Source organism: Pseudoflavonifractor sp. An176 (genome assembly GCF_002160435.1).
In the GTDB taxonomy this organism is placed as follows: Bacteria; Bacillota; Clostridia; order Oscillospirales; family Oscillospiraceae; genus Enterenecus; species Enterenecus faecium.
The window spans coordinates 1-21523 of the sequence record NZ_NFKO01000033.1 but is presented as its reverse complement, the minus strand read 5'-3'; the positions used below and the strand labels follow the sequence as shown (position 1 = coordinate 21523).

Annotated in this window: 21 protein-coding genes and 1 other annotated feature; of the genes, 9 read left to right on the top strand and 12 right to left on the bottom strand. The window is 60.5% G+C overall.

Going from position 1 to position 21523, the window contains the following annotated elements:
• Positions 1 to 250: 250 nt before the first annotated feature.
• The 6 genes from B5F12_RS10270 to B5F12_RS10245 all read left to right on the top strand — a co-directional run bounded on the left by B5F12_RS10270 (position 251) and on the right by B5F12_RS10245 (position 4620).
• The gene (locus B5F12_RS10270; protein WP_087234060.1) at positions 251 to 1099 is read left to right on the top strand and encodes a pyridoxamine kinase; all 849 of its coding nucleotides are present in this window, start codon (positions 251 to 253) and stop codon (positions 1097 to 1099) included.
• 66 nt (positions 1100 to 1165) lie between these two features.
• Entirely contained in the window at positions 1166 to 1966 is an 801-nt protein-coding gene (locus B5F12_RS10265) for a homocysteine S-methyltransferase family protein (RefSeq protein WP_143482380.1), read from the top strand.
• 201 nt (positions 1967 to 2167) lie between these two features.
• The gene (locus tag B5F12_RS10260; RefSeq protein WP_087234056.1) at positions 2168 to 2410 is read left to right on the top strand and encodes a TIGR03905 family TSCPD domain-containing protein; all 243 of its coding nucleotides are present in this window, start codon (positions 2168 to 2170) and stop codon (positions 2408 to 2410) included.
• A 125-nt stretch (positions 2411 to 2535) separates the two neighbouring features.
• Positions 2536 to 2883: a DUF4234 domain-containing protein gene (locus tag B5F12_RS10255; RefSeq protein WP_087234053.1), complete on the top strand. Its 348-nt coding sequence runs from the start codon at positions 2536 to 2538 to the stop codon at positions 2881 to 2883.
• 2 nt (positions 2884 to 2885) lie between these two features.
• The gene (locus B5F12_RS10250) at positions 2886 to 3263 is read left to right on the top strand and encodes a DUF2752 domain-containing protein (protein WP_087234051.1); all 378 of its coding nucleotides are present in this window, start codon (positions 2886 to 2888) and stop codon (positions 3261 to 3263) included.
• A gap of 178 nt (positions 3264 to 3441) precedes the next feature.
• The gene (locus B5F12_RS10245; RefSeq protein WP_158096800.1) at positions 3442 to 4620 is read left to right on the top strand and encodes an ATP-binding protein; all 1179 of its coding nucleotides are present in this window, start codon (positions 3442 to 3444) and stop codon (positions 4618 to 4620) included.
• Positions 4621 to 4689: 69 nt separating this feature from the next.
• Here B5F12_RS10245 and ilvD read toward each other — a convergent pair whose 3' ends face one another.
• From ilvD to B5F12_RS10215, 6 genes are all read right to left on the bottom strand, one after another.
• Positions 4690 to 6351, bottom strand: coding sequence for a dihydroxy-acid dehydratase (ilvD, locus tag B5F12_RS10240; RefSeq protein WP_087234046.1), 1662 nt, complete (start codon positions 6349 to 6351; stop codon positions 4690 to 4692).
• 733 nt (positions 6352 to 7084) lie between these two features.
• A complete protein-coding gene (gene ilvC / locus B5F12_RS10235; protein WP_087234044.1) occupies positions 7085 to 8104 on the bottom strand; it encodes a ketol-acid reductoisomerase in 1020 nt (339 codons plus the stop codon).
• Positions 8105 to 8139: 35 nt separating this feature from the next.
• Complete coding sequence (ilvN, locus tag B5F12_RS10230) at positions 8140 to 8700, bottom strand: acetolactate synthase small subunit (protein WP_087234042.1); 561 nt, start codon at positions 8698 to 8700, stop codon at positions 8140 to 8142.
• A 13-nt stretch (positions 8701 to 8713) separates the two neighbouring features.
• The gene (gene ilvB / locus B5F12_RS10225) at positions 8714 to 10423 is read right to left on the bottom strand and encodes a biosynthetic-type acetolactate synthase large subunit (RefSeq protein ID WP_087234040.1); all 1710 of its coding nucleotides are present in this window, start codon (positions 10421 to 10423) and stop codon (positions 8714 to 8716) included.
• 44 nt (positions 10424 to 10467) lie between these two features.
• Positions 10468 to 10691 (bottom strand) — a binding site (T-box leader).
• Between the two features lie 362 nt (positions 10692 to 11053).
• Positions 11054 to 11230: a DUF1540 domain-containing protein gene (locus B5F12_RS10220; RefSeq protein WP_087234038.1), complete on the bottom strand. Its 177-nt coding sequence runs from the start codon at positions 11228 to 11230 to the stop codon at positions 11054 to 11056.
• A gap of 56 nt (positions 11231 to 11286) precedes the next feature.
• A complete protein-coding gene (locus B5F12_RS10215) occupies positions 11287 to 12114 on the bottom strand; it encodes a hypothetical protein (RefSeq protein WP_087234036.1) in 828 nt (275 codons plus the stop codon).
• A 62-nt stretch (positions 12115 to 12176) separates the two neighbouring features.
• Here B5F12_RS10215 and B5F12_RS10210 point away from each other — a divergent pair, with 62 nt between their 5' ends.
• Positions 12177 to 12389, top strand: a complete 213-nt coding sequence (locus tag B5F12_RS10210; RefSeq protein WP_087234034.1) for a hypothetical protein — start codon at positions 12177 to 12179, stop codon at positions 12387 to 12389.
• A 4-nt stretch (positions 12390 to 12393) separates the two neighbouring features.
• On the opposite strand, the gene sdaAA is transcribed toward B5F12_RS10210, so the two are convergent.
• From sdaAA to B5F12_RS10180, 6 genes are all read right to left on the bottom strand, one after another.
• Positions 12394 to 13257, bottom strand: a complete 864-nt coding sequence (sdaAA, locus tag B5F12_RS10205; protein ID WP_087234032.1) for an L-serine ammonia-lyase, iron-sulfur-dependent, subunit alpha — start codon at positions 13255 to 13257, stop codon at positions 12394 to 12396.
• A 1-nt stretch (position 13258) separates the two neighbouring features.
• Positions 13259 to 13924, bottom strand: coding sequence for an L-serine ammonia-lyase, iron-sulfur-dependent subunit beta (sdaAB, locus tag B5F12_RS10200; protein WP_087234030.1), 666 nt, complete (start codon positions 13922 to 13924; stop codon positions 13259 to 13261).
• Between the two features lie 544 nt (positions 13925 to 14468).
• Positions 14469 to 15887: a pyruvate kinase gene (gene pyk / locus B5F12_RS10195; protein WP_204210531.1), complete on the bottom strand. Its 1419-nt coding sequence runs from the start codon at positions 15885 to 15887 to the stop codon at positions 14469 to 14471.
• Positions 15888 to 16013: 126 nt separating this feature from the next.
• On the bottom strand, positions 16014 to 17360 hold the full coding sequence (locus B5F12_RS10190; RefSeq protein WP_242954944.1) for a hemolysin family protein: 1347 nt from the start codon (positions 17358 to 17360) through the stop codon (positions 16014 to 16016).
• 191 nt (positions 17361 to 17551) lie between these two features.
• Positions 17552 to 18580 (bottom strand): glycosyltransferase family A protein, encoded by a 1029-nt coding sequence (locus B5F12_RS10185; protein WP_087234026.1) that lies wholly within the window; start codon positions 18578 to 18580, stop codon positions 17552 to 17554.
• Between the two features lie 39 nt (positions 18581 to 18619).
• Complete coding sequence (locus B5F12_RS10180; RefSeq protein WP_087234024.1) at positions 18620 to 19150, bottom strand: inorganic diphosphatase; 531 nt, start codon at positions 19148 to 19150, stop codon at positions 18620 to 18622.
• A gap of 208 nt (positions 19151 to 19358) precedes the next feature.
• Here B5F12_RS10180 and B5F12_RS10175 point away from each other — a divergent pair, with 208 nt between their 5' ends.
• Together B5F12_RS10175 and B5F12_RS10170 are read left to right on the top strand one after the other, a co-directional pair.
• A complete protein-coding gene (locus tag B5F12_RS10175) occupies positions 19359 to 20036 on the top strand; it encodes a hypothetical protein (RefSeq protein WP_087234022.1) in 678 nt (225 codons plus the stop codon).
• Entirely contained in the window at positions 20029 to 20583 is a 555-nt protein-coding gene (locus B5F12_RS10170) for a Fe-S-containing hydro-lyase (RefSeq protein ID WP_087234020.1), read from the top strand. The genes B5F12_RS10175 and B5F12_RS10170 overlap by 8 nt, the downstream gene beginning before the upstream one ends.
• Positions 20584 to 21523 lie beyond the last annotated feature (940 nt).

The following is a 21523-nucleotide window of genomic DNA, read 5'->3' as shown; positions in this document are numbered from 1 at the left end:
GGCTCCACCGTGGGCGTGGGGTCGGGAGAGGGGGAAGAAGCGGGGGAGCCAGAGCATGCGCACAGGGTGAGGAGCATGGCGCCGGCTGTGAGAAAACAAGCGAGCTGTTTCATGGAAATCCTCCTTAGAATCTGTGGTTTTTGCTTTTTTCCAGTATAGCAAGGGCGGGCGAGTTTGTAAAGAAAGCCCGTTGCCACTCCCCAGTGGGGAGGGTATAATGGTGTGTAAAACGAAGATGAGGTAGATGCAAATGCGAAAGGTAGCGGCCATACACGATCTGTCCTGCTATGGGCGGTGTTCCCTGGCGGTGATTCTCCCGGTGCTGTCGGTGATGGGCATGCAGTGCTGTCCCCTGCCGGGGACGGTGCTCTCCACCCATACCGGCGGCTTTGGTCCCGTCCAGCGCACCGACCTCACCGGGCAGGTGGACGGCACCCTGCGCCACTGGGAGGAGCTGGGCCTGCGCTTTGACGGCATTTACACCGGATACATGGCCAGCGCTGCCCAAATCCACCAGGCCATGGAGGCGGTGGAGCGGCTGTCCGGGGAGAACACCCAGGTGGTGGTGGACCCGGTGCTGGGAGACCACGGCAAGCTGTATACCTCCATCACCACCGAGATGGCCCAGGCCATGGGGGACCTGTGCCAGAAGGCCCATGTGATCACCCCCAACCTCACCGAGGCGGCCATTCTCCTGGGTCTGGCTCCCGATGCTCTGCTGGACCAGCGGGGGGAAGACCTGGCCGTGGAGCTGTCCGGCCAGGGACAGCGGTCGGTGGTGGTCACCGGGGTGACCCCCGAGCCGGGCTATACCGGAGCGGTGTGGTTTGACCACACCACGGGAGCCAGCGGCACCACTGTGGCGGTGCGGGCGCCCGGGGAGTACCCGGGCACCGGAGACCTGTTTGCCGCTGTGCTCACGGGCAGCCTGGTGATGGGGGAGAGCCTGGAGCGGGGTGTGAGCCGAGCGGCCCACTTCATCACCCGCTGTGCCTCCTACACCGCTGCCCTGGGCACCGACGTGCGGGAGGGGGTCTTGTTCGAGCCTCTGCTCCCCCTTTTGTTGGGGGATGCCCTTGCCATGGACGACAGAATTTGATATACTACCCCCTTAGAAAGACTGCGCAAGCAACACTGAGACCCAACCAAAATGAAGGAGTACAACATGGAACACATGGATGCAGCGGTTCCCATATTTCAGCGGCGTGTCGGCCCTCTGGGGCTGGACGTGCCACCCGCCGGAGAGGCGGAATTTGACCACCTGGTAGAGGAATACCGTGCCCAGCTGGGGGCGGGACAGGGCCCTGTACACATCAACTGCATGATCGGCATGGCCGAGTGCCGGGCCGCCATTCTGGCCGCCCGAGAGCTGGGCTACGGCCCCCTGTGGGTGTCCTGGTCCTGCAACGAGGAGGGCGAGTCCGCCACCCGGGTGCATATGCTGGCCGCCCTGTTTGTGGCAGAGGGCATGGGCGCCGCCGCCTTTGGCCTCAACTGTCCCAAGGAGCTGGCCCTGGAGCAGCTGGAAGAGCTGTCCCGCTATGCCAGCGTGCCGCTGTTTTACGTGGTGGACGGGGACGTGGTGACCTACCCCTATGTGGTGCAGGAAAAGGACCCCGACGTCATCCCCTGTGCCACCGGCACCTCCCCCTGTTTTGTCACCCGTACGGTGGACGTGGGAGAGGAACTGGAGTGCACCCCCAAGCTGCTGGAGGACATCATCGAGGCGGAGGACGACCCGGTGGGCGCTGTGAAGATCTCCATTCTGGAGCAGGACGACGTGGACATCTTCGCCGAGCACCAGTACGCCGTCAACAAGGCCCTGTGCCTGTGGTCGGACGTGCCTCAGCTGTTGGAGCAGGCCCTGCGCTACTACCAGGGCCGGGCCTTTTATGACGGCACCGGCGACTTGGACGCCGAGGAGCTGCGGGAACTGAGCAACCGCTATGGCCTGATCGTTCTGTGACCTGAGGGCGATCTGAAAAGCCGGAATTCTTGACTTTTCCAACCATCAACGCCAGCTACTGCGTTAAAAATCCTGGGAATCCATCCAGGATTCCTGCGTTTTTTGCCTTGTATCTGTCTGTTGCTAGTGGAAAATTCGTCGATTCCTTTGTTTTCAGATACGCCCTAGACAAGCCTATGCACCAGGAAGGAGAATATGACTATGAAAACCATTCACTATATCCCCCGGGGCGTCTGCTCCCGCGAGATGGAAATTGACGTGGACAACGACGTCATCAAGGCCGTGCGCGTGGTGGGCGGCTGCAACGGAAACCTCCAGGGTATTTCCTCCCTGTTGGTGGGCATGACCTGTGAGGAGGCCATCTCCCGCATGGAGGGCATCCACTGCGGCTCCAAGCCCACCTCCTGCCCCGACCAGCTGGCCCAGGCGCTGAAGCAGGGCTAAAGCACGAGAATTTAGTCAAATCCCCTAAAAAAACACCGCCCGTCAGAGCTGCTCTGACGGGCGATTTTTATAGACAAACCACCTGGGCTATGGTATCCTGAGGGCAAGAGAAAGGAGAGATCGACATGAGTCAAAACAGAAGCATTGCCAAGTGTATTGTCCTGTCCATCATCACCTGCGGCATTTACGGGATGTACTGGTTCGTGGTGGCCACCGACGATGTGGGCCGAGTTACCAACCGCCCCGGAACCTCCGGCGGGTTGTCCCTGGTGTTCAGCCTGATCACCTGTGGCATCTACGGCTACTACTGGGCATGGAGCATGGGCGATAAGCTGGATGGCGCCCGAGGCGACCACGGCGTGGCCCCCGGTTCTTTCCCCATCATCTTCCTGCTGCTCAATATCTTTGGATTTGGCCTGGTTACCCTGGCCCTCATCCAAAATGAGCTGAACAAGTATACCCCCAACTTCTGACCATGACCCCTGGACAGCGACTGCACCGCCTGCTCACCGGGCTGTTGCTGGTGGCGGCGGTAGGGATAGGGTATGCCCTGTGGGTCAACTTGACCCACCTGTCCATTCCCTGCCCCTTCCACGCCATCACTGGGCTGCAATGTCCCGGGTGTGGTGTGACCCGCATGTGTCTGGCCCTGTTGCGGCTGGACGTTTCCGGGGCCTGGAAGGCCAATCCGGTCCTGCTCCTTTTGCTGCCCCTCCTGGGGGGGCTGCTGGGCTATCGTGCCGTGGTGTATGTCCGCCGGGGCAGCGTCCCCACCGCCCGGTGGGAGACCCTGGTGTGGAGCGGCATGGCCGTGGTGCTTCTGCTCTGGGGCATTTGGCGAAATATCGTGTAAAAGGCTGCAACAGACACCCGGAAGGTGCCTGTTGCAGCCTTTTTGCGAGGAACGTCCATTGACAGAGACATACCCCAAGGGGTATACTATACTCAGGAAGAACAAGGAAACACAGGGCGAAAAAAACCGTATATTTTGCAATAGATTCGTATCGCTGCTGTGGCGAAGGAGGTTTACCATGACGCATTCGAATCCCTATACGCCAGGGGCCGGATTCATGCCCTCGTATTTGGCGGGGCGTGAGGGGCTAATCTCCCATGCGGAGCAGAGCTTGCTGGCGCTTCAAAAAAGATATCCCCAGCAGTCCATGATTTATTATGGATTACGTGGAGTGGGAAAAACCGTTCTCCTCAACACCATCGAGAACAGTGCGGAGGGCTATGGGATTTTATTTGACCACATCGAGGCGGATTCGGATGGGAAATTCACCCAAAATCTGCTGGTCTCTCTACAACGCATTGCCCACGAGGTGAGCTTTCAGACCACGGCAAAGGATTTTGCCCGCAGGTTTCTTGCCCTCCTGAAGGCGTTTCGCATCCAGTATAAGCTGGAGGAGGGGGAAGTTTCCTTTGGGGTGGACCCCGAGGCGGGGTTTGTCAGTGGGGTGTATTCCAACGACCTGACCGATCTGATGACCCAGCTGGGCAAGGCCGCTCAGAGTTCCGGAGACACCATTTGTCTGTTTATTGACGAGATGCAATATCTGAGACGAGAGGAAATTGCGGGTCTCATCGTGGCCCTACACCGCTGCAATCAGCTGCGACTGCCCATTATGGCCTTTTGTGCGGGCCTTCCTAAGATTTTACAGGAGGTGGGGGAGGCGTGCTCCTATGCCGAGCGGCTGTTTCAGTATGAAGTAGTGGGACCGCTGAAACCGGAGGAGGCTGCCGCAGCGATTACGGTGCCTGCGGAGGACTTTGAGGTGGCGTATGACAGCGCCGCTGTGGAGCATATCATAGCCCAGACAGGGGGCTATCCGTATTTCATCCAGCAGATGTGCAGTTCTGTGTGGCAAGTCACTCCGGACAAGCCCACGATTACCTTGGAGGATGTCCAAGAGGCTGAGCCGAAGTTCTGGGAGCTGCTGGACAAGGGATTTTTCGCTGTGCGCTACCAGCGGTGTACCCCACGGGAAAAGGCATTTATCGCTGCTATGGTCAAGTGCGGCAAGCTCCCCTGTACCATTGCCAATGTGGCGAAACTGATGAATAAGTCGGTGTCCTCCATCTCCCCCATCCGGGCACAACTCATCAGCAAGGGCATGATTTATCCCACATCACACGGAGAAATCGACTTTACGGTGCCACAATTTGATGCCTATGTCCGGCGCATCAACCCAAATCTGGAAATGGAATGAAAGAACATGCCCGGCGCTCCCTCAGGATGCGCCGGGCATGTTTGACATTATGGAAGAGAGAAACGCTGCTTACTCCAGCACAGCGCCCCGGCTGGCGGAGGTCACCAGCTTGGCGTACCGGGCCAGATAACCAGTGGTCACCTTGGGAGGCGGGCACACCCAGGCGGCCTTTCGGGCGGCCAGAGTTTCCTCGTCCACGTGGAGGGTGATGGCGCAGCCCGTAATATCCACGGTGATGAGGTCGCCGTCCTCCACCAGGGCGATGGGGCCGCCCTGCGCGGCCTCGGGGCACACGTGGCCGATGGCAGCGCCACGGGTGGCGCCGGAGAAGCGGCCATCGGTGATGAGGGCCACCGAGGAGCCCAGGCCCATGCCCACAATGGCGGAGGTGGGGTTGAGCATTTCCCGCATACCGGGGCCGCCCTTGGGGCCCTCGTAGCGGATGACCACCACGTCGCCGGGGACGATCTTCCCGGCGTAGATGGCCTCAATGGCGTCGTCCTCGCAGTCAAAGACCCGGGCGGGGCCCTGGTGGGTCATCATCTCAGGGGCCACGGCGGAGCGCTTGACCACGCAGCCCTCGGGGGCCAGATTGCCCTTCAGGACGGCGATGCCGCCGTCGGCGGAGTAGGGGTGGTCGATGGGGCGGATGGTCTCCGGGTCCCGGTTCACAACGCCCTCCAGATTTTCACCCATGGTCTTGCCGGTGACGGTCATCACGTCGGTGTTGAGAAGGCCCTTCTTGGTCAGCTCGGCCATGACGGCGTACACGCCGCCTGCCTGCTCCAGGTCCTCCATGTAGCTCTCCCCGGCGGGGGCCAGGTGGCACAGGTTGGGGGTGTTGGCGGAAATCTGGTTGGACATATCCAAATCCAGCTCAATGCCGCACTCGTGGGCGATGGCGGGCAGGTGGAGCATGGTGTTGGTGGAGCAGCCCAGGGCCATGTCCACCGTCTCGGCGTTGTGGAAGGCTGCGGGGGTCATGATATCCCGGGGCTTGATGTCTCGCTTCACCAGTTCCATCACCTGCATACCGGCGTGCTTGGCCAGACGCAGACGGGCGGACCACACGGCGGGGATGGTGCCGTTGCCTCTGAGGCCCATGCCGATGGCCTCGGTGAGGCAGTTCATGGAGTTGGCGGTGTACATGCCGGAGCAGGAGCCGCAGGTGGGACAGGCGGCGTTCTCGTACTCCTCCACCCCGGCCTCGTCCAGCTTGTCGGCGTAGTAGGCGCCCACGGCTTCAAACATGTGGGACAGGCAGGTGCGGCGACCGTCGGGCAGCTTGCCTGCCAGCATGGGGCCGCCGGAGCAGAAGATGGTGGGGATGTTCACCCGGGCAGCTGCCATGAGCAGGCCGGGGACGTTCTTGTCACAGTTGGGGATCATCACCAGGCCGTCGAACTGGTGGGCCATGGCCAGGGCCTCGGTGGAGTCGGCAATGAGGTCCCGGGTGACCAGGGAGTACTTCATGCCTACGTGGCCCATGGCGATGCCGTCGCACACGGCGATGGCGGGCACTTCCACGGGGGTGCCTCCGGCGGCCCGGACACCGGCCTTCACGGCTTCGGCGATCTTGTCCAGGTTCATGTGGCCGGGGACGATCTCGTTATAGGAGCATACCACGCCGATGAGAGGCCGCTCCAGCTCCTCCTTGGTGTAACCCAGGGCGTAGAGCAGGGAGCGGTTGGGGGCGGCGGGGATGCCTTTTTTCACAACATCAGAGCGCATAGGGAAAAACTCCTTTGAGTAGTTTTTGTATGGAAAACTTCCCATAGATAGAGGAAGGGGTGAGCCATCCGGCAGATGGCGGGAGTGCTGTTCTATTTGTCCTCGGGTACAGGCTTGCCAGCCTGGCGGGGACGCTTCCCGCTGGGGGTTCCTTTTGAACGGGCAAAAGGAACCAAAACCCGCTTAGGGCGTTCCCCCCTAAGTACCCCCCTGGGGTGCAAGGCTGTAAATGCGTCAAGACTACGTTCGGCCCGTTACCCTTGCTGTGGCACCTTGTACTGCCACCACACCAGGCCACCTTGGGCAGCGGGCCCTATGGCTGGGCGGTTTCTATATCCGGGCCTACCCTGGAGAAGCGGCGTTCCCGCCGCCGTCAGCTAGGCTTCCGGCAACTGGGAACAGTTGCACACCAGGGTAAGGCCCTGGCAACAGAAGGGCAACCACACAGAGAAGCAGGTACGTTCGGTAGAATCTCCACGCCATCTATGTGACCCCACCGGGCCAAGGGCCGAACAGAGAAAGACGCACATCCACCCCGTACCGCGGGGTGGATTCCACAAGGCGGGGGAAGGCCCCGCCTTTGGCGATTCTTTCGTCTCTTTCTCATCGCTGAGAAAGAGACCCCAGCGGAGCGTCCCTGCCAGGCTGGCAGGGATATTCCAGGGCAGAGGAACAAAAAGAGAAGTAACAGCGGCCTGGCCCTAGGGGGTCAGGCCGCTTTTGAGGTTTTGAATTAGTTGGAAGCGGTGTCGGGATCGGCGTCGTCGCCCCACAGCATATTCTTACGCAGCTCGGCGCCCACGGTCTCCATGGGGTGGCGGGCCAGCTGGCGGCGGGAGGCGTTGAAGAAGGTGCGGCCATTCTTGTTCTCGGCAATCCAGGCCCCGGCGAACTTGCCGTTCTGGATGTCGGTGAGCACGGCCTTCATGTTGGCCTTGGTCTGCTCGTAGGGCAGGACACGGGGGCCGGAGACGTACTCGCCGTACTCGGCGGTGTCGGAGATGGAGTAGTTCATCATGGCTACGCCGCCCTTGTTAATGAGGTCGATGATCAGCTTCATCTCGTGGATGCACTCGAAGTAGGCGTTCTCAGGGGCGTAACCGGCCTCCACCAGGGTCTCGAAGCCCAGGCGCATCAGCTCCACCACGCCGCCGCACAGCACGGCCTGCTCACCGAACAGGTCGGTCTCGGTCTCGTCGGCGAAGGTGGTCTCCATCACGCCGCCACGGGCGCCGCCGATGCCAGCGGCATAGGCCAGGCCGATCTGGTAGGCGTTTCCGGTGGCGTCCTGCTCCACGGCGATGAGGCAGGGCACGCCCTTGCCCGCCACGAACTGGGAGCGGACGGTGTGGCCGGGGCCCTTGGGGGCGATCATGAACACGTCCACGTCGGCGGGGGGCTTGATCTGGCCGTAGTGGATGTTGAAGCCGTGGGCGAAGGCCAGGGCCTTGCCGGCGGTGAGGTAGGGGGCGATGTCCTTCTTATACATATCGGCCTGACGCTCGTCGTTGATGAGGATCATGATGATATCGGCGATCTTGGTGGCCTCGGCGGTCTCCATAACGGTGAAGCCGTCCTTCTCTGCCACGGGCCAGCTCTTGCCGCCCTTGTACAGGCCGATGATCACGTCACAGCCGGAATCACGCAGATTCATGGCGTGGGCGTGGCCCTGGGAGCCGTAACCCACGATGGCAATCTTCTTGCCAGTGAGGTAGTTGAGGTCGCAATCCTTTTCGTAGTACATCTTAGCCATGATAAAACACTCCTTTGAAGGTTGAATATGTAAAATTAGAGCACATTTTTACCAAGATCAAATTCGTCGGTCTCTTTGTTGTCGTCGTTGTCGTTGATGGTGGCCTCGCCGCGCTCCAAAGCCACCATACCGGTGCGCACCAGCTCGAGGATGCCGAACTCACACAGAAGCTTTTCCAGAGCGTCGTCCTTGGACTCCTGGCCGATGACCGCCAGGGTCAGGCTCTTGGTGGACACGTCGATGATGGTGGCACGGAAGATGTTGGCGATCTGAATCACCTCGTTGCGCACGTCCCGGCCCTCGGCCTTGACCTTGATGAGCACCAGCTCCCTCCGAATGGAGGAGGCGGGGGGAAGCAGTCGCACGGAGTAGACACAGAAGAGCTTGCGCAGCTGGTTGATGATCTGCTCGATCATCAGGTTGTCGCAGGTCACCTCAATGGTGATACGGGACACCTCGGGGTCGTCGGTGGTGCCCACGGCCAGAGACTCGATGTTGTACCCCTTGCGGGAGAAGAGCCGGGAGACCTGGGAGAGGACGCCGGGGGTGTTTTCCACCAGTACAGACAGGGTGTGTCGGGTAACGGGATTGTTCATAGTGGCCCTCCTCTCAGTCCAAGATGAAGTCGGTGACGGGGGTACCGGCACTGACCATGGGGTGGACCATGGCATCCATGCGGATGGCACAGTCGATGACGCAGCCGCAGCCGGCCTGAAGGGCCTGACGGAAGGCCTCTTCAAATTCCGCCTGGGTTCCGGCCCGGAAGCCCTTGAGGCCGTAGGCCTCGGCCAGCTTGACAAAGTCGGGGCCGCGGTCCAGGTCGGTCTGGGAGAATCGCTTGTTATAGATGAGGTTCTGCCACTGGCGAACCATGCCCAGAGTGCCGTTGTTGAAGATGACGGTGATCACCGGGATGTGGTAATGCTCTAAGGTGGCCAGCTCATGGCAGTTCATGCGGAAGCAGCCGTCTCCGGTGCAGTGGACCACGATCTGGTCCGGGTTGCCCACCTTGGCTCCCATGGCGGCCCCCAGGCCGAAGCCCATGGTGCCGAAGCCGCCGCTGGTGAGCAGCTGGCCGGGGCGGGAGAAGTGGTAGTATTGACAGGACCACATCTGATGCTGGCCCACGTCGGTGGCGATGATGGCCTTGCCGTCGGTGAGGTCCTGGATGGTCTCCAGCACCTCGTGGGCGTGGAGCACATCGTCCTTTTTCAGGGGCAGCTCCTTGCGGGAGAACACCTGGGCCTTCCACTGGGTGTAGTCGTGGGGGGGAAGCTGGGCGTTGAGCAGCTCCAGCACACGCCGGGCGTCTCCGATGATGTGGTGGTAGGTGAGGACGTTTTTGTCGATCTCCGCCCGGTCAATGTCGATATGTACGATTTTGGCCTGTTTGGCGAAGATGGCGGGGTCGGTGGCCACCCGGTCCGAGAAGCGGCAGCCGATGGCAATGAGCAGATCGCACTCGGTGGTGGCGATGTTGGAGGCGTGGGAGCCGTGCATACCCACCATGCCGGTGAACAGGGGGTGGTCGCCGGGACAGGCGCCGCCGCCCATGATGGTGGAGCCCACCGGGGCGTCCAGGGTCTCAATGAACTTGCGGAACTCGGGTACGGCGCCCCGGGAGCGGATGACGCCGCCTCCCACCAGTACCATGGGGCGTTCTGCCTGGGCAATCAAATCCAGCAGCTTCTGAATGTCCCCGTGGTCCGGCTCCGGCGTGCCCAGGTCTCGGCCGGTGCGCCGCATCAGGTTGGCCAGGCGGCCGTGGTTGGGGTGCTCGGACACGGGCAGGTATTGGTAGTCCGCCGTGGCGGCGGTGACGTTCTTGGCGATATCCACCAGCACCGGGCCGGGACGGCCGGAGCGGGCGATGGCGAAGGCCTCCCGGATGACGTCGGCCAGCTGACCCACGTCCTTGACCAGGTAGTTGCACTTGGTGATGGGCATGGTGATACCGGTGATGTCCACCTCCTGGAAGGAGTCCTTGCCGATGAGGTTCTCGCTGACGTTGCAGGTGATGAACACCACCGGGGAGGAGTCGTAGTAGGCGGTGGCGATGCCAGTGACCAGGTTGGTGGCGCCGGGGCCGGAGGTGGCAAAGCATACACCCACCTTTCCGGTGGACCGGGCGTAGCCGTCGGCGGCATGGCTGGCTCCCTGCTCATGGGAGGTGAGGTAGTGGTGAATTTTGTCCTTGTAGCCGTGGAGCTCAAACTCATCGTAAATGTTGAGAATGGTACCTCCCGGATAGCCGAACACCGTGTCCACGCCCTGCTCCAGCAGACACTCCATCACAATTTGAGAACCCCTCATTAACATGCTAAACCCTCCTTTGGATAGAAAAAGAACGCAACTTCATCCTCCATTAGGACGAAGCTGCGCTCCGCGGTACCACCTAAATTCCCCCACTCAGGGGGCACTTGATCCCGATAACGGCGGGGGCCGATCCTGCCTACTTTCTCTCAGAGAGTTCAGCCGGACTGCTTCCAGGGGAGATTCACCACACCCACAGCAGGAAGGACTTGCACCAAACGCCTTCTCTCTGGGCTGCCGACAAGGGGGTTACTGGCCTGATCGTCGCAGTTGACAACTATTTGCTTTAGACTATTAAAGCCATGATAGACCCTTTCCCTCCGTTTGTCAATGACTAAAATGCGGCGGGACGAAAATTTTACACTCTACCGAAATAGTGTGATGATGTAAATGAAATTTTGGTGATATGTAAAAAAGCCCTGGATGTGTGTTCACATCCAGGACTTAGCCTCGCAGAATTTCCCCGCCCGCAGGCGGGGAAATCAATTGAAATCTATGTTCTCCCAGGACATGTGCCTGGGAGAACATACTTCTCGCCCTGCAAGTGTGAATTTGGCTGCGCCCTTTGCAGCCAAACTTTGCGCGCAGCAGGGTGCAAAATCGGTGGGAAAAGGCTGCGCCTTTTCCCGCCAGTTTTTAGTGGCAGCTGTTGGTGGTCCCCAGCTGGAAGGACGCACACTCGGTGTCCTGGCAGCAGCCCACCTTGTTCTGGCAGCAGCCCACCTGAATCTCGTTGAGGGTGCAGGACTGGTTCTTGTGGTGGGCACAGCTGGAGACGGTGCATTTGATGCTGGGATTGGGTTGTTCGTACATGACATTGACCTCCTGGTTTTAGATTCCAAGAGCAGTATGCACCAAATGCAGGGGGATTATTCCTCCTGGGAGGAGGTTTCTTCGGGGAGAACCTGGGGGATGAACCGAGGGGCAAAGCGGCTGCGACCACGGCCCTTGACATAGAAAAAGCCGATGATGGAGAAGATGACCGCACCGATGAAATTGACGAACAGGTCCGCCATGGTGTCAATGAGGCCGATATCCAGGTATCCGCCCAGCCCCAAGGCGCGCTGGGTGCCATCCTCCATCACCAGAATCACGTCCTGGATGCCGTCCACCATGATGGCGGCGGTGCCGTGATTGGGGTCCAGATTCACCGTGGAAAAGGCGTTCAAGATGGTGTCTTTCTGCATGTCAAAGTGGAGAAAGTGGTCCATGGCGAACTCGAAGAACTCCCACATCACCCCCACGGTCATGGAGAAGCAGAAGGCCACCACTGCCATGTAGAAGGGGCTCAAGTTCAGAGAGACCCGTTCGGTGCGGTTGAGAATGTCCACCAGGGCAAAGCCGATGGCGGCGCACAAAAAGCCGTTGGTGGTGTGGAGCATGGTGTCCCAGTAGGGGAAGGTGATGTAGTAGTCCTGAATTTCGCCCAGAATCTCCGCGGCGAAGATAAACAGCAGAATGATGATCTCCAGAGTGTCCGGCAGTTCAATGCGCAGCCGCCGCTCGAAGGCGGAGGGGAGCATGAACAGCACCAGGGTGAGGACACACAGGGCCACATTTTCGTAGTTTTGATTGAATACGGCGGCCACCAGCATGAGGACCACCAGCACACGCAGCACAAAGTACACCGTGTACAGCAGTCCCTTTCGCTCAAAGGGGTGGGGCTTGGGGCCGGGGGAACGATGGCGTTTCGACATGACAATTCCTCCTGTCAAAGGTGGGGGGTGTGGCGCATAGGATGGGAGTGAGGTGATGAAACATGGACTTGCGCAACAATCAGATTACATTGGGAGAGCTGTGGGATAACCCCCGCAGCCGCAGCGTGTTCCAGCGGAAAATTCCCATGCTGTCCAAACACCCGGTGAAGGGGGCGGCCCGCACCGTGACCTTGGAGCAGCTGGCCGCCTTTCTCTCCAGCTGGGTGCCGGAGAGTATGATTCAGGGGGTCATTGGGGACCTGAAGAAGCTGTAATTGCTCAGGGGGCGGGGGTAATCTGCTGCTGGGCAATGGCCCGTCCGGCGGGGGTGGCGGCCAAGCCGCCCTTGCCGGTCTCCCGCAGTGCGGAGGGGAGGGTGCGGCCCACAGCGTCCATGGCGTCAATGACCTGGTCGCAGGGAATGGCGCCCACGATGCCCGCCAGAGCCATGTCGGCGCAGGCCATGGCGTTGACGGCGCCCATGACATTGCGTTTCACACAGGGCACTTCCACCAGGCCCGCCACCGGGTCGCACACCAGGCCCAGCACGTTTTGCAGGGCCATGGCGCAGGCGGCGGCCATCTGCTGGGCGCAGCCGCCCCGGGCGTGGACCAGAGCGGCGGCGGCCATGCCGGAGGCGGAGCCAATCTCCGCCTGACAGCCTCCCTCGGCCCCGGAGATGGAGGCCCTGGTGGCGATGACCTGACCGAATCCGGCGGCCACGTACAGGCACTCCACCATGGTGTGGGTGGACAGGCCTTCCCGCTTCCACAGGGGGAGGAGGACGGCGGGCATCACCCCGCTGGCCCCAGCGGTGGGGGCGGCCACAATGCGGCCCATACAGGCGTTGTGCTCGCCCACTTTCAAGGCGGTGGCGATGACCTGCTGCATGTCCGGCCCACACAGGGTGTTCTGGGCCTGAGCCATCTTCTCGCCCTGGCCGCCGGACAAGCCGGAGGCAGAGCGGCGCTGGGGGTCGTAGTTCTCCACGGATTCCACCATGGCCTGCCACAGGGCCTCCATGCGGGCAAAGCTCTCTTCCTGGGTGACGTCCCGGTCCTGGCAGTCGTCCAGCAGCACCGCCTGCCACAGGGGCTGGTGCTGGGCGCAGTCTATGAGATGTTCGACGGATTGAAAAGCCATATCAGCAGCCCTCCATGTTGAGATAGGTACACCGCTCCACCCCGTCCAGATGGGACAGCTCCTGGACCAGAGCGGGGGAGAGGTGGTTGTCGCACTCCAGCACCATCACCGCCAGACCGCCACGGCGGTCCCGGTAGAGCTGCATGGTGGCGATGTTGGCCATGTGGTCCGAGAGCATTTGGCTGACCTGGGAGACGATGCCCGGCCGGTCCTGGTTGCGAATGATGAGGGTGGGCAGCTCCCCGGAGAAGGAGGCCTCCATGCCGTCAATGGCGTTGACCCGGATGCGGCCACCGCCCAGCGAGGAGGCGGAGACGGTGAGGGTGCGGCCCTGCTGGTCGGTGAGGTGGAGCACGGCGGTGTTGGGGTGAGCCCCAGGCAGGTCTACTGGGCGGATGGACACCGCCATGCCCGCCTGACGGGCCAGCTCAAAGCTGTGGGGGATACCCGGATGGTCGGGGGCCAGATCTAAGAGCCCCGCCACAATGGCCCGGTCGGTGCCGTGGCCGGAGCCGGTGGCGGCAAAGGAGCCGTGGAGCTGAATGTCCGCCTTCACCGGCTGGCTGCCCAACAGATGCCGGGCCACCCGACCCATGCGGGCGGCGCCAGCGGTATGGGAGCTGGATGGACCCACCATGATGGGGCCCATAATATCAAAGATGTTCAAAAAGCATTCCGCCTTTGTAAAAAGAGTGGGGGTGTGGGGCCGTCCAGCCCCGCCGCGGGTGCGGCGTACAAGCGTTTTTGACTTGGACAAGTCAAAAACCTTGGCGCAAAGCGGAATTCACTTCCGCTGCGCAAATAAAATCACGGGGTCCCCGGCGGCCCTGGCCGCTGGGGCTGGGCCCACCATGATGGGGCCCATGATGTCGAAAATGTTCAAGGGAGTAAGCCTCCATTTCAAGAAATAGCACGAAGGGGGACGGTGGCACACCGTCCCCTTTTTCAGGCTGTGGAAAAACTCTCGGGGTTCGGAGCCTCGCAGAGTTCCGTCATCCGCAGATGACGGAATAAATTGAAATCCCGTCATTTCCACGGACATGTGCCGGGGAAATGACACTTCTCATGACGGGTGGGGTGACTTTTTCGTCAGAAATCGAGCCCCATCCGTCATGCAGTCTTTTTCGCCAAAGAAGTCCTGGGACTTCTTTGGCAAGACCACGAAGGGGGACGGTGGTACACCGTCCCCCTTTAGTATGGCTAATATGAACTTACTTTACGACCTGAGCCTTGATCAGGTTGGTAGAGCCGCTCTTGCCGATGGGCACGCCAGCGGTGATAACCACGGTATCACCCTCCTGGACAACGCCCTCCTTCTTGGCGGATTCCACACACAGAGAGAACAGACGGTCGGTGGAGTCCACGGTGCCGGACAGGTAGGGAGCCACGCCCCAGGTGATGGCCAGCTGACGGCGGACACGCTCGTTGGTGGTCAGGGCGGCCACCAGGCAGCCGGGACGATACCGAGTGGTCATGCGGGCGGTGTGACCGGTCTCGGTGGCAGTGAGGATGGCGGAGGCCTTCAGGTCCATGGCGGTCAGGCAGGCGGTGTGGCTGATGGCATCGGTGATGGAAGCGGTGTGGTCCACGGTGGACTTGGTGAAGCGCTTCCAGTAATTGGTGGAGTTCTCAGCGGTGGTGACGATGTCCACCATGGTCTGCAGGGCCTCCACGGGGTGCTTGCCGGAGGCGGTCTCACCGGAGAGCATCACGCAGCCGGTGCCGTCGAACACGGCGTTGGCCACGTCGGACACCTCAGCACGGGTGGGACGGGGGTTGCGGATCATGGAGTCCAGCATCTGGGTGGCGGTGACCACGTGCTTGCCCTGGGCGATAGCAGCCTTGATCATGCGCTTCTGGATGACGGGCACGTCCTGAGCGGGGATCTCCACGCCCAGGTCGCCACGGGCCACCATCAGGCCATCGGCAACCTTGAGGATCTCCTCCAGATTGTCCACGCCCTCCTGGTTTTCGATCTTGGCGATGATGCCGATGTGCTGGCCGCCGTGGGAGTCCAGAACGGCACGGATCTCCTCCACGTCGGAGGCCTGACGCACAAAGGAGGCGGCAACGAAGTCGAAGTCGTTCTCCACGGCGAACTTCAGATCGCTCTTGTCCTTCTCGGTCAGAGCGGGCAGGGAGATGTGGGTGTTGGGGATGTTGATGGACTTGTTGTTGGACAGGGGGCCGCCAGTGACTACGTTGCAGATGATGTCCTGACCCTTGATTTCGGTGACCTCGATGTCCACCAGGCCGTCGTCAATGAGCAGGTGGGTGCCCACGGACACCTCGTTGTGCAGGTTGGGGTAGGTCACGGACACGATGGTGTTGTCGCCGTCCACCTCGCGGGTGGTCAGGGTGAAGGTATCGCCATCGGCCAGCTCGATCTTGCCGTTGGCAAAAGAACGAATGCGAATCTCAGGGCCCTTGGTGTCCAGAATGGTGGCCACGGGGCAGCCCAGACGATCCCGGACGTTCTTCACGCGGGTGAGGACGGCCAGGTGGGACTCGTGGGTGCCGTGGGAGAAGTTGAAGCGGGCGGCGTTCATGCCGGTGAGGATGAGCTTCTCAATCATCTCCTCGCTGTCGGAAGCAGGGCCCAGGGTACAAATAATCTTTGTCTTTCGCATAGAAATGTTTCCTCCGTTCTGTCATTTACAGGGTGGGAATGGTGCGGGGTGGCGCACCATACCTAAAAGATCTATTAGAAAAACAAGGCCAGGAGCCCTGCTCATCTACAATAGAAGCACTGAAAATCAGTGTTGTTTGGCCTCCTCCTCTTGGGGAGGGAGCTTGGAGACTTGGGCCAGCTCCACCCGTCGGTCGGTGAAGTTGAGCACCTTGATGTGAAGCCCGTAGGCGTCCAGTTCCAGCTGTTCGCCGTCGGAGGGAATCACAGACAGTTGGGCAAAGACCAGGCCGCCCAGAGTATCGAACTCCTGGTCCTCGGGGAAGGTGATGTCCAGAGCCTGCGCCAGTTGGTCCAGGTCACAGGAGCCGGAGACCTGCCAGAGGTTGTCGTCCAACTGGACCAGATCGGCCTCATCCTGGGGGTCGAACTCGTCGTAGATGTTGCCCACGATCTCTTCCAGCAGGTCCTCCATGGTCACCAGACCAGAGGTCCCGCCGTATTCGTCCACCACAATGGCCAGGTGGACCTTTTTGCTCTGCATATCCCGGAACAGCACGTCGGTGCGCACCGATTCAGGAACGAAGTAGGCGGGGTAGAGCAGCTCCCGCAGGGGCTTGGGGTGTGCCTGCTGGGTATTGAGCAGGTAGACCCGGGTGGATAAGATACCCACAATGTCGTCGGCGTCCTCCTCGTAGACGGGGAAGCGGGACAGACCGGACTGCCGAATGGTGTTCAAAATCTCCTCGGGGGTGTCCCCGGCCCAGATCATCACCATGTCGGTGCGGTGGACCATCACATCCTCGGCGGTGGAGTTGTTGAACTCAAAGATGTTCTCAATGAGCTCCTTCTCGGCGGTTTCAATGGTGCCCCGCTCCTCGCCCAAATCCACCATCATGCGGATCTCGTCCTCAGACACCTCTTCCTCGTCGGCACGGGGGTCGATGTGCAGCAGGCGCAGCACCCCGTTGGTGGACTTGGACAGCAGCCAGATGATGGGGCGGCACACCGTGGCGATGACGCACACAGGGCCTACGGTCATCCGGGCCACCGCCTCCGTCTTCTTCATGGCGATGCGCTTGGGCACCAGTTCGCCCAGCACCAGGCTGAAGTAGGAGAGGATGATGGTGATGATGATGACGGTGATGGTGTTCAGGGTCCCGGCGGGAATCTGGGTCACGCCTCGGGCCACCAGCCAATGCACAAGGGGACCGGAAAAGCTGTCGGCGGCAAAGGCGGAGGACAGGAAGCCTGCCAGGGTGATGGCGATTTGAATCGCGGAGAGGAAATGGTCGGGCGCCTGGGTTAAGGCCAGGAGCTTCTTGGCTTTCTTATCTCCTTCCTCCGCCTGCTTTTTCAGCTTGGTTTCGGACAGGGAGATGACGGCGATCTCGGCGGCGGCGAAAAAGGCGTTGACCAAGATCAGAACCATGAGGACCAGAAGCTTGGGCAATATAGATGGGTCGTCCGGCAAAATGAGTAACCTCCTAATTTATCGTTGGGGGATGGATTTGCTGTGTACAGCCTGAACCCCAACGCCTTACAGTATAGCATCTTTCTGTAAAATTGCAACTAGAAAAGGGGTAGCATCCTGCTAGGAAAATAATTGCGTAATTTATGCAAAATCCCTGGAAATAGAAGCTTCTACTCCCAGGGATTGACGAATCAATTAAATTTGTATATTTTTCTAGCCATGCGATAGAGTGAAACAGACAACTTTCGGCCCTGGTAACCGGGGATGTTGGTGGCGGCGTTGGTGGCGCGGTAGCGGCAGCGGCGGTAGAGGGCGGGGTCCTTCTGCCGCAGATACTCCCACAGCTCGGTGCGCATCCCCAGAGACTCTGGAGTGTTGGCAATCACGGCAAAAATGGAAGAAATCGTCATCATCATGGACAGATAGCCCAGCATATACCGGCCCAGGCGGGGCTGACTGGCCTTGATGGCCAGCACATCGTGGGCGGCAATCATCAGGCGGGTGACCCGCACCTGCTGGTCAATGCGCCCGGCCATCACCGACTCGTTGACGCTCTGGTCGGCCCGGCCGATGAAGTAGCGGTACAGGTCCACATTGAGGTAGTAGATGGTCTTCACGTAGGGCAGGGGCTGGTAGACAAAGATGTTATCCACATAGAAGGTGTGCTTGGGCAGCTCCAGACCACAGTCCCGCAGCAACTGGGTGCGGTAGATCACCGAGTGCATCAGCAGGTACTGGGAGGTGCGGAAGTGGCGAATCTCGTCCCAGGTGAAGATGCGGCCGGTGGGGAACACATTTTTGTAGTTCACCGCCTTACGGGTGTTGTCCTCCACGTGCTCATAGACGTAGTTGGCCACCACCATGTCCACCGGGGCGGGCATGTGGGCAAACTGGCGCAGCTGGTCCATCACCGTGTGCAGGGCGGTCTCGTCCAGCCAGTCGTCGGAGTCCACCACCTTATAATATAGGCCGCGGGCGTTGCGGATGCCCTGGTTGACGCCCTCGCCGTGTCCGCCGTTTTCCTGGTGGATGGCCCGGATGATGTCCGGGTACTTGGCGGCCCACTCGTCGCACTTCTCATGCGTGTTATCCTTGGTGGAGCCGTCGTCCACCAGGATGATCTCAATGTCCTCGCCCCCTTTGAGCAGGGTCTCCACACAGTGGTCCATGTAGGCCGCTGAATTGTAGCAGGGGACGGCAAAGGTAATGATTTTATCCATGAAATCGTTCTCCCTCGTCTATATTATGATATGCCGGGCTCAGCAGAACGTGTCCCGGTAGTTGGAGATGGCCTCGGCAATGATCTTCACGGCGGCGGCCCGGTCGTTGACCTCTCCGGCCACGGTCTCCTTGCCCTCCAGGGCCTTGTACACCGAGAAGAAGTGGGACATCTCATCAAACTTGTGGGCGGGCAGGTCGCACAGGTCCTTGGTGGTATTATAGGTGGGGTCGTTGAAGGGGATGGCCACGATCTTCTCGTCCCGCTTGCCGCCGTCCAGCATGGAGATGTAGCCGATGGGGTAGCAGCGGACCAGAGTCAGGGGGTCCAGGTCTTCTGAGCACAGCACCAGCACGTCCAGGGGGTCCCCGTCGTCGCCGTAGGTGCGGGGGATGAAGCCGTAGTTGGCGGGGTAGTGGGTGGAGGTGTGGAGGATGCGGTCCAGGATGATCATACCTGTGGCCTTGTCCAGCTCATACTTTTTCTTGCTGCCCTGGGGGATCTCAATCACCGCGATAAAGTCCTCGGGAGAGATGCGCTTTGGGTCCATATCATGCCAGATGTTTCCCATATGGTATACTCCTTGTCACTTGAATTCCTATATTCCGAAAAGTCTAGCCCATTATATCCTAGCTTGAAGGAAAATACAACAGGGTGGAAGGGCAATGGGAAAAAACATTGTCACATGTGGGGGATTGTGGTAAAATATCCACAAAGAAGGGCTGGGTCTGTTCCGGGAAGGGGGCGGATAGGCCAATTTTTGAGAAAGGGGAACCGACATGGAACCCGTAATTGAACGATTTCGCACCTCTCTGGCTGGCTTTCACCGGGGAGATGTGCTCCACTACATGGATCGGCTGGCCGCCCAGCACCGCAGCGAGATGGCAGGGGTGGAGGCCGAGCTGAAGCGCGCTCGGGAGAACGAGCGCAGACTTCAGCAGGAAATGGACGCCCTCCGCCAGGCCCACGGCAGTGTGTCCGCCGAGGAGGCCAAGGTGCGGGCCTCTCTGGAAGAGTCCACCCGGGCTCTGGCCCGTCTGCGGGGCGAGCTGAGCCAGACCGAGACCAAGCTGGCCGCTGCCCGGCTGGAGCTGGGTCGCCTCCACGGCCAGGTGGACGAGATGGAGCCCATGGCCCAGAAGTACGACCAGCTCAAGGACTATGTGGCCACCGTGGAGCTGGATGCCCACCACAAGGCCCAGGAGACCATTGAGCAGGCCAAGACCAAGGCGGAGAAGATTCAGACCGACACCCGTCAGTGGCTGGACCAGGTCCTCAGCGGGTACAGCAACCTGAGAACCGAGATGGACCGCCTCTTCCAGCAGATTCGAGAGCTGGGGGAGATGGGGGTCCAGTTCGACCAGGCCGATGAGGCTGCCCAGAGACTCCAGGAACAGGGCGAGCAGGGAGAAGAGGTCCAGACCGAAGAGGCGGAACAGGAGGAGAGCCATGAGTGAGACCAAGGTACTGACCACCGACCAGCTGCCCCAGGTACTGGGAGAGCTGAGAGCGGGGGACCGGGTGCTCTTGTCCGGCACCATCTACACCGCCCGGGATGCCGCCCACAAGCGCATTTTCCAGCTGCTGGACGAGGGCAAGCCCCTGCCCTTTGAGCTGAAAGGCGCCGTTATCTACTATGCCGGACCCACCCCGGGCCAGCAGGGCATGGCCGTGGGGGCCTGCGGCCCCACCACCGCCGGACGGATGGACGGCTTTGCCCCCCGGCTGCTGGACCTGGGACTCACCGCCATGATTGGCAAGGGGGAGCGCTCCCAGGATGTGGTGGACGCCATCGTGCGCAACGGGGCCTGTTACTTTGCCGCCGTGGGCGGCGCCGGGGCCCTTATTGCCAAGTGCATCAAGACCGCCCAGGTCATCGCCTTTGACGAGCTGGGCTGTGAGTCGGTCAAGCGCATGGAGGTGGAGAATCTGCCCCTCACCGTGGCCGTGGATAGCCAGGGCAATGACCTGTTCAAGATTGGGCGCAGCCAATACGCAAAATAAGAGAGGTGGAAGAGCCTATGGAAGGTTCTTCCACCTTTTTTGTTGAGAGATTGACCCATTTCAATGACACAGGTACAAACCTGCGCCCCAGCCGGGGACGCTCCGCTGGGCCCGATTTCTCCCCGATGAGAAATCGGGGAAAGAATCGCCAAAGGCGGGGCCTTCCCCCGCCTTGTGGAATCCACCCCGCGGTACTAGATGGAGTGTGCAACCTTCTCTTTTCAGCCCTTAGACTGGTGGGGTCACATGGATGGCATGGCAATTCCTTTGTAAGTACCTGCTTCTACGGCAAATAAAACTGCTGTCTTTCGGGCCTTACCTTGGTGTGCAACTGTTCCCAGTTGCCGAGGGCCTTGCTCCCGGCGGCGGGAACGCCGCACACCGGGGTAAGGCCCTGGAAACAGAGGAACAGTCTCACAGAGAAGGAAATGCTTTCTATAGACTTGCCAGGCCATCTATGTGACCCCACCGGGGCCAGGGCCGGCCATAGGATTGACGCAGTTCCAGCCCCGTACCCCAAGGGAGGTCCTTAGGGGGGAACGCCCTAAGCGGGTTTTGGTTTCTTTTGCCCGCTCAAAAGAAACCCCCAGCGGGAAGCGTCCCCGCCAGGCTGGCAAGCCTAATCCACAGGTGGTTAGACGGTCAACCCCTCAGTCAGCCTTGCGGCTGCCAGCTCCCCTGACTCAGGGGAGCCTTTGGAAGTGCGCTGCCAGCTCCCAGCGGAGCGTCTCCGGCGGGGGCGCTGGGTTCTGCCTGAGAAATTGGAGAAGATCAATTTCTCCAAAACAAAAAAGCAAGCCTGTTGCACCATAATGGATGCAACAGGCTTGTTTCATGGTGCGCCCGGCATGGGCAATAACTTGGTGGTGAAAGTCCACTACAGACTTGGCAGTAGGAACTGTTAGCCGAAGGCAAGGGTGTCCATCGTGAGGTGGAATCT

Coding starts and splice junctions, on each gene's coding strand:
- ilvB (WP_087234040.1), bottom strand. CDS start 10,423: ATGTTAATGAGGGGTTCTCAAATTGTGATGGAGTGTCTGCTGGAGCAG.
- B5F12_RS10245 (WP_158096800.1), top strand. CDS start 3,442: ATGACGCATTCGAATCCCTATACGCCAGGGGCCGGATTCATGCCCTCG.
- pyk (WP_204210531.1), bottom strand. CDS start 15,887: ATGCGAAAGACAAAGATTATTTGTACCCTGGGCCCTGCTTCCGACAGC.
- B5F12_RS10255 (WP_087234053.1), top strand. CDS start 2,536: ATGAGTCAAAACAGAAGCATTGCCAAGTGTATTGTCCTGTCCATCATC.
- B5F12_RS10260 (WP_087234056.1), top strand. CDS start 2,168: ATGAAAACCATTCACTATATCCCCCGGGGCGTCTGCTCCCGCGAGATG.
- ilvC (WP_087234044.1), bottom strand. CDS start 8,104: ATGGCTAAGATGTACTACGAAAAGGATTGCGACCTCAACTACCTCACT.
- B5F12_RS10250 (WP_087234051.1), top strand. CDS start 2,886: ATGACCCCTGGACAGCGACTGCACCGCCTGCTCACCGGGCTGTTGCTG.
- B5F12_RS10180 (WP_087234024.1), bottom strand. CDS start 19,150: ATGGGAAACATCTGGCATGATATGGACCCAAAGCGCATCTCTCCCGAG.
- B5F12_RS10265 (WP_143482380.1), top strand. CDS start 1,166: ATGGAACACATGGATGCAGCGGTTCCCATATTTCAGCGGCGTGTCGGC.
- B5F12_RS10220 (WP_087234038.1), bottom strand. CDS start 11,230: ATGTACGAACAACCCAATCCCAGCATCAAATGCACCGTCTCCAGCTGT.
- ilvD (WP_087234046.1), bottom strand. CDS start 6,351: ATGCGCTCTGATGTTGTGAAAAAAGGCATCCCCGCCGCCCCCAACCGC.
- B5F12_RS10215 (WP_087234036.1), bottom strand. CDS start 12,114: ATGTCGAAACGCCATCGTTCCCCCGGCCCCAAGCCCCACCCCTTTGAG.
- ilvN (WP_087234042.1), bottom strand. CDS start 8,700: ATGAACAATCCCGTTACCCGACACACCCTGTCTGTACTGGTGGAAAAC.
- B5F12_RS10175 (WP_087234022.1), top strand. CDS start 19,359: ATGGAACCCGTAATTGAACGATTTCGCACCTCTCTGGCTGGCTTTCAC.
- B5F12_RS10185 (WP_087234026.1), bottom strand. CDS start 18,580: ATGGATAAAATCATTACCTTTGCCGTCCCCTGCTACAATTCAGCGGCC.
- B5F12_RS10210 (WP_087234034.1), top strand. CDS start 12,177: ATGGACTTGCGCAACAATCAGATTACATTGGGAGAGCTGTGGGATAAC.
- B5F12_RS10170 (WP_087234020.1), top strand. CDS start 20,029: ATGAGTGAGACCAAGGTACTGACCACCGACCAGCTGCCCCAGGTACTG.
- B5F12_RS10270 (WP_087234060.1), top strand. CDS start 251: ATGCGAAAGGTAGCGGCCATACACGATCTGTCCTGCTATGGGCGGTGT.
- sdaAA (WP_087234032.1), bottom strand. CDS start 13,257: ATGGCTTTTCAATCCGTCGAACATCTCATAGACTGCGCCCAGCACCAG.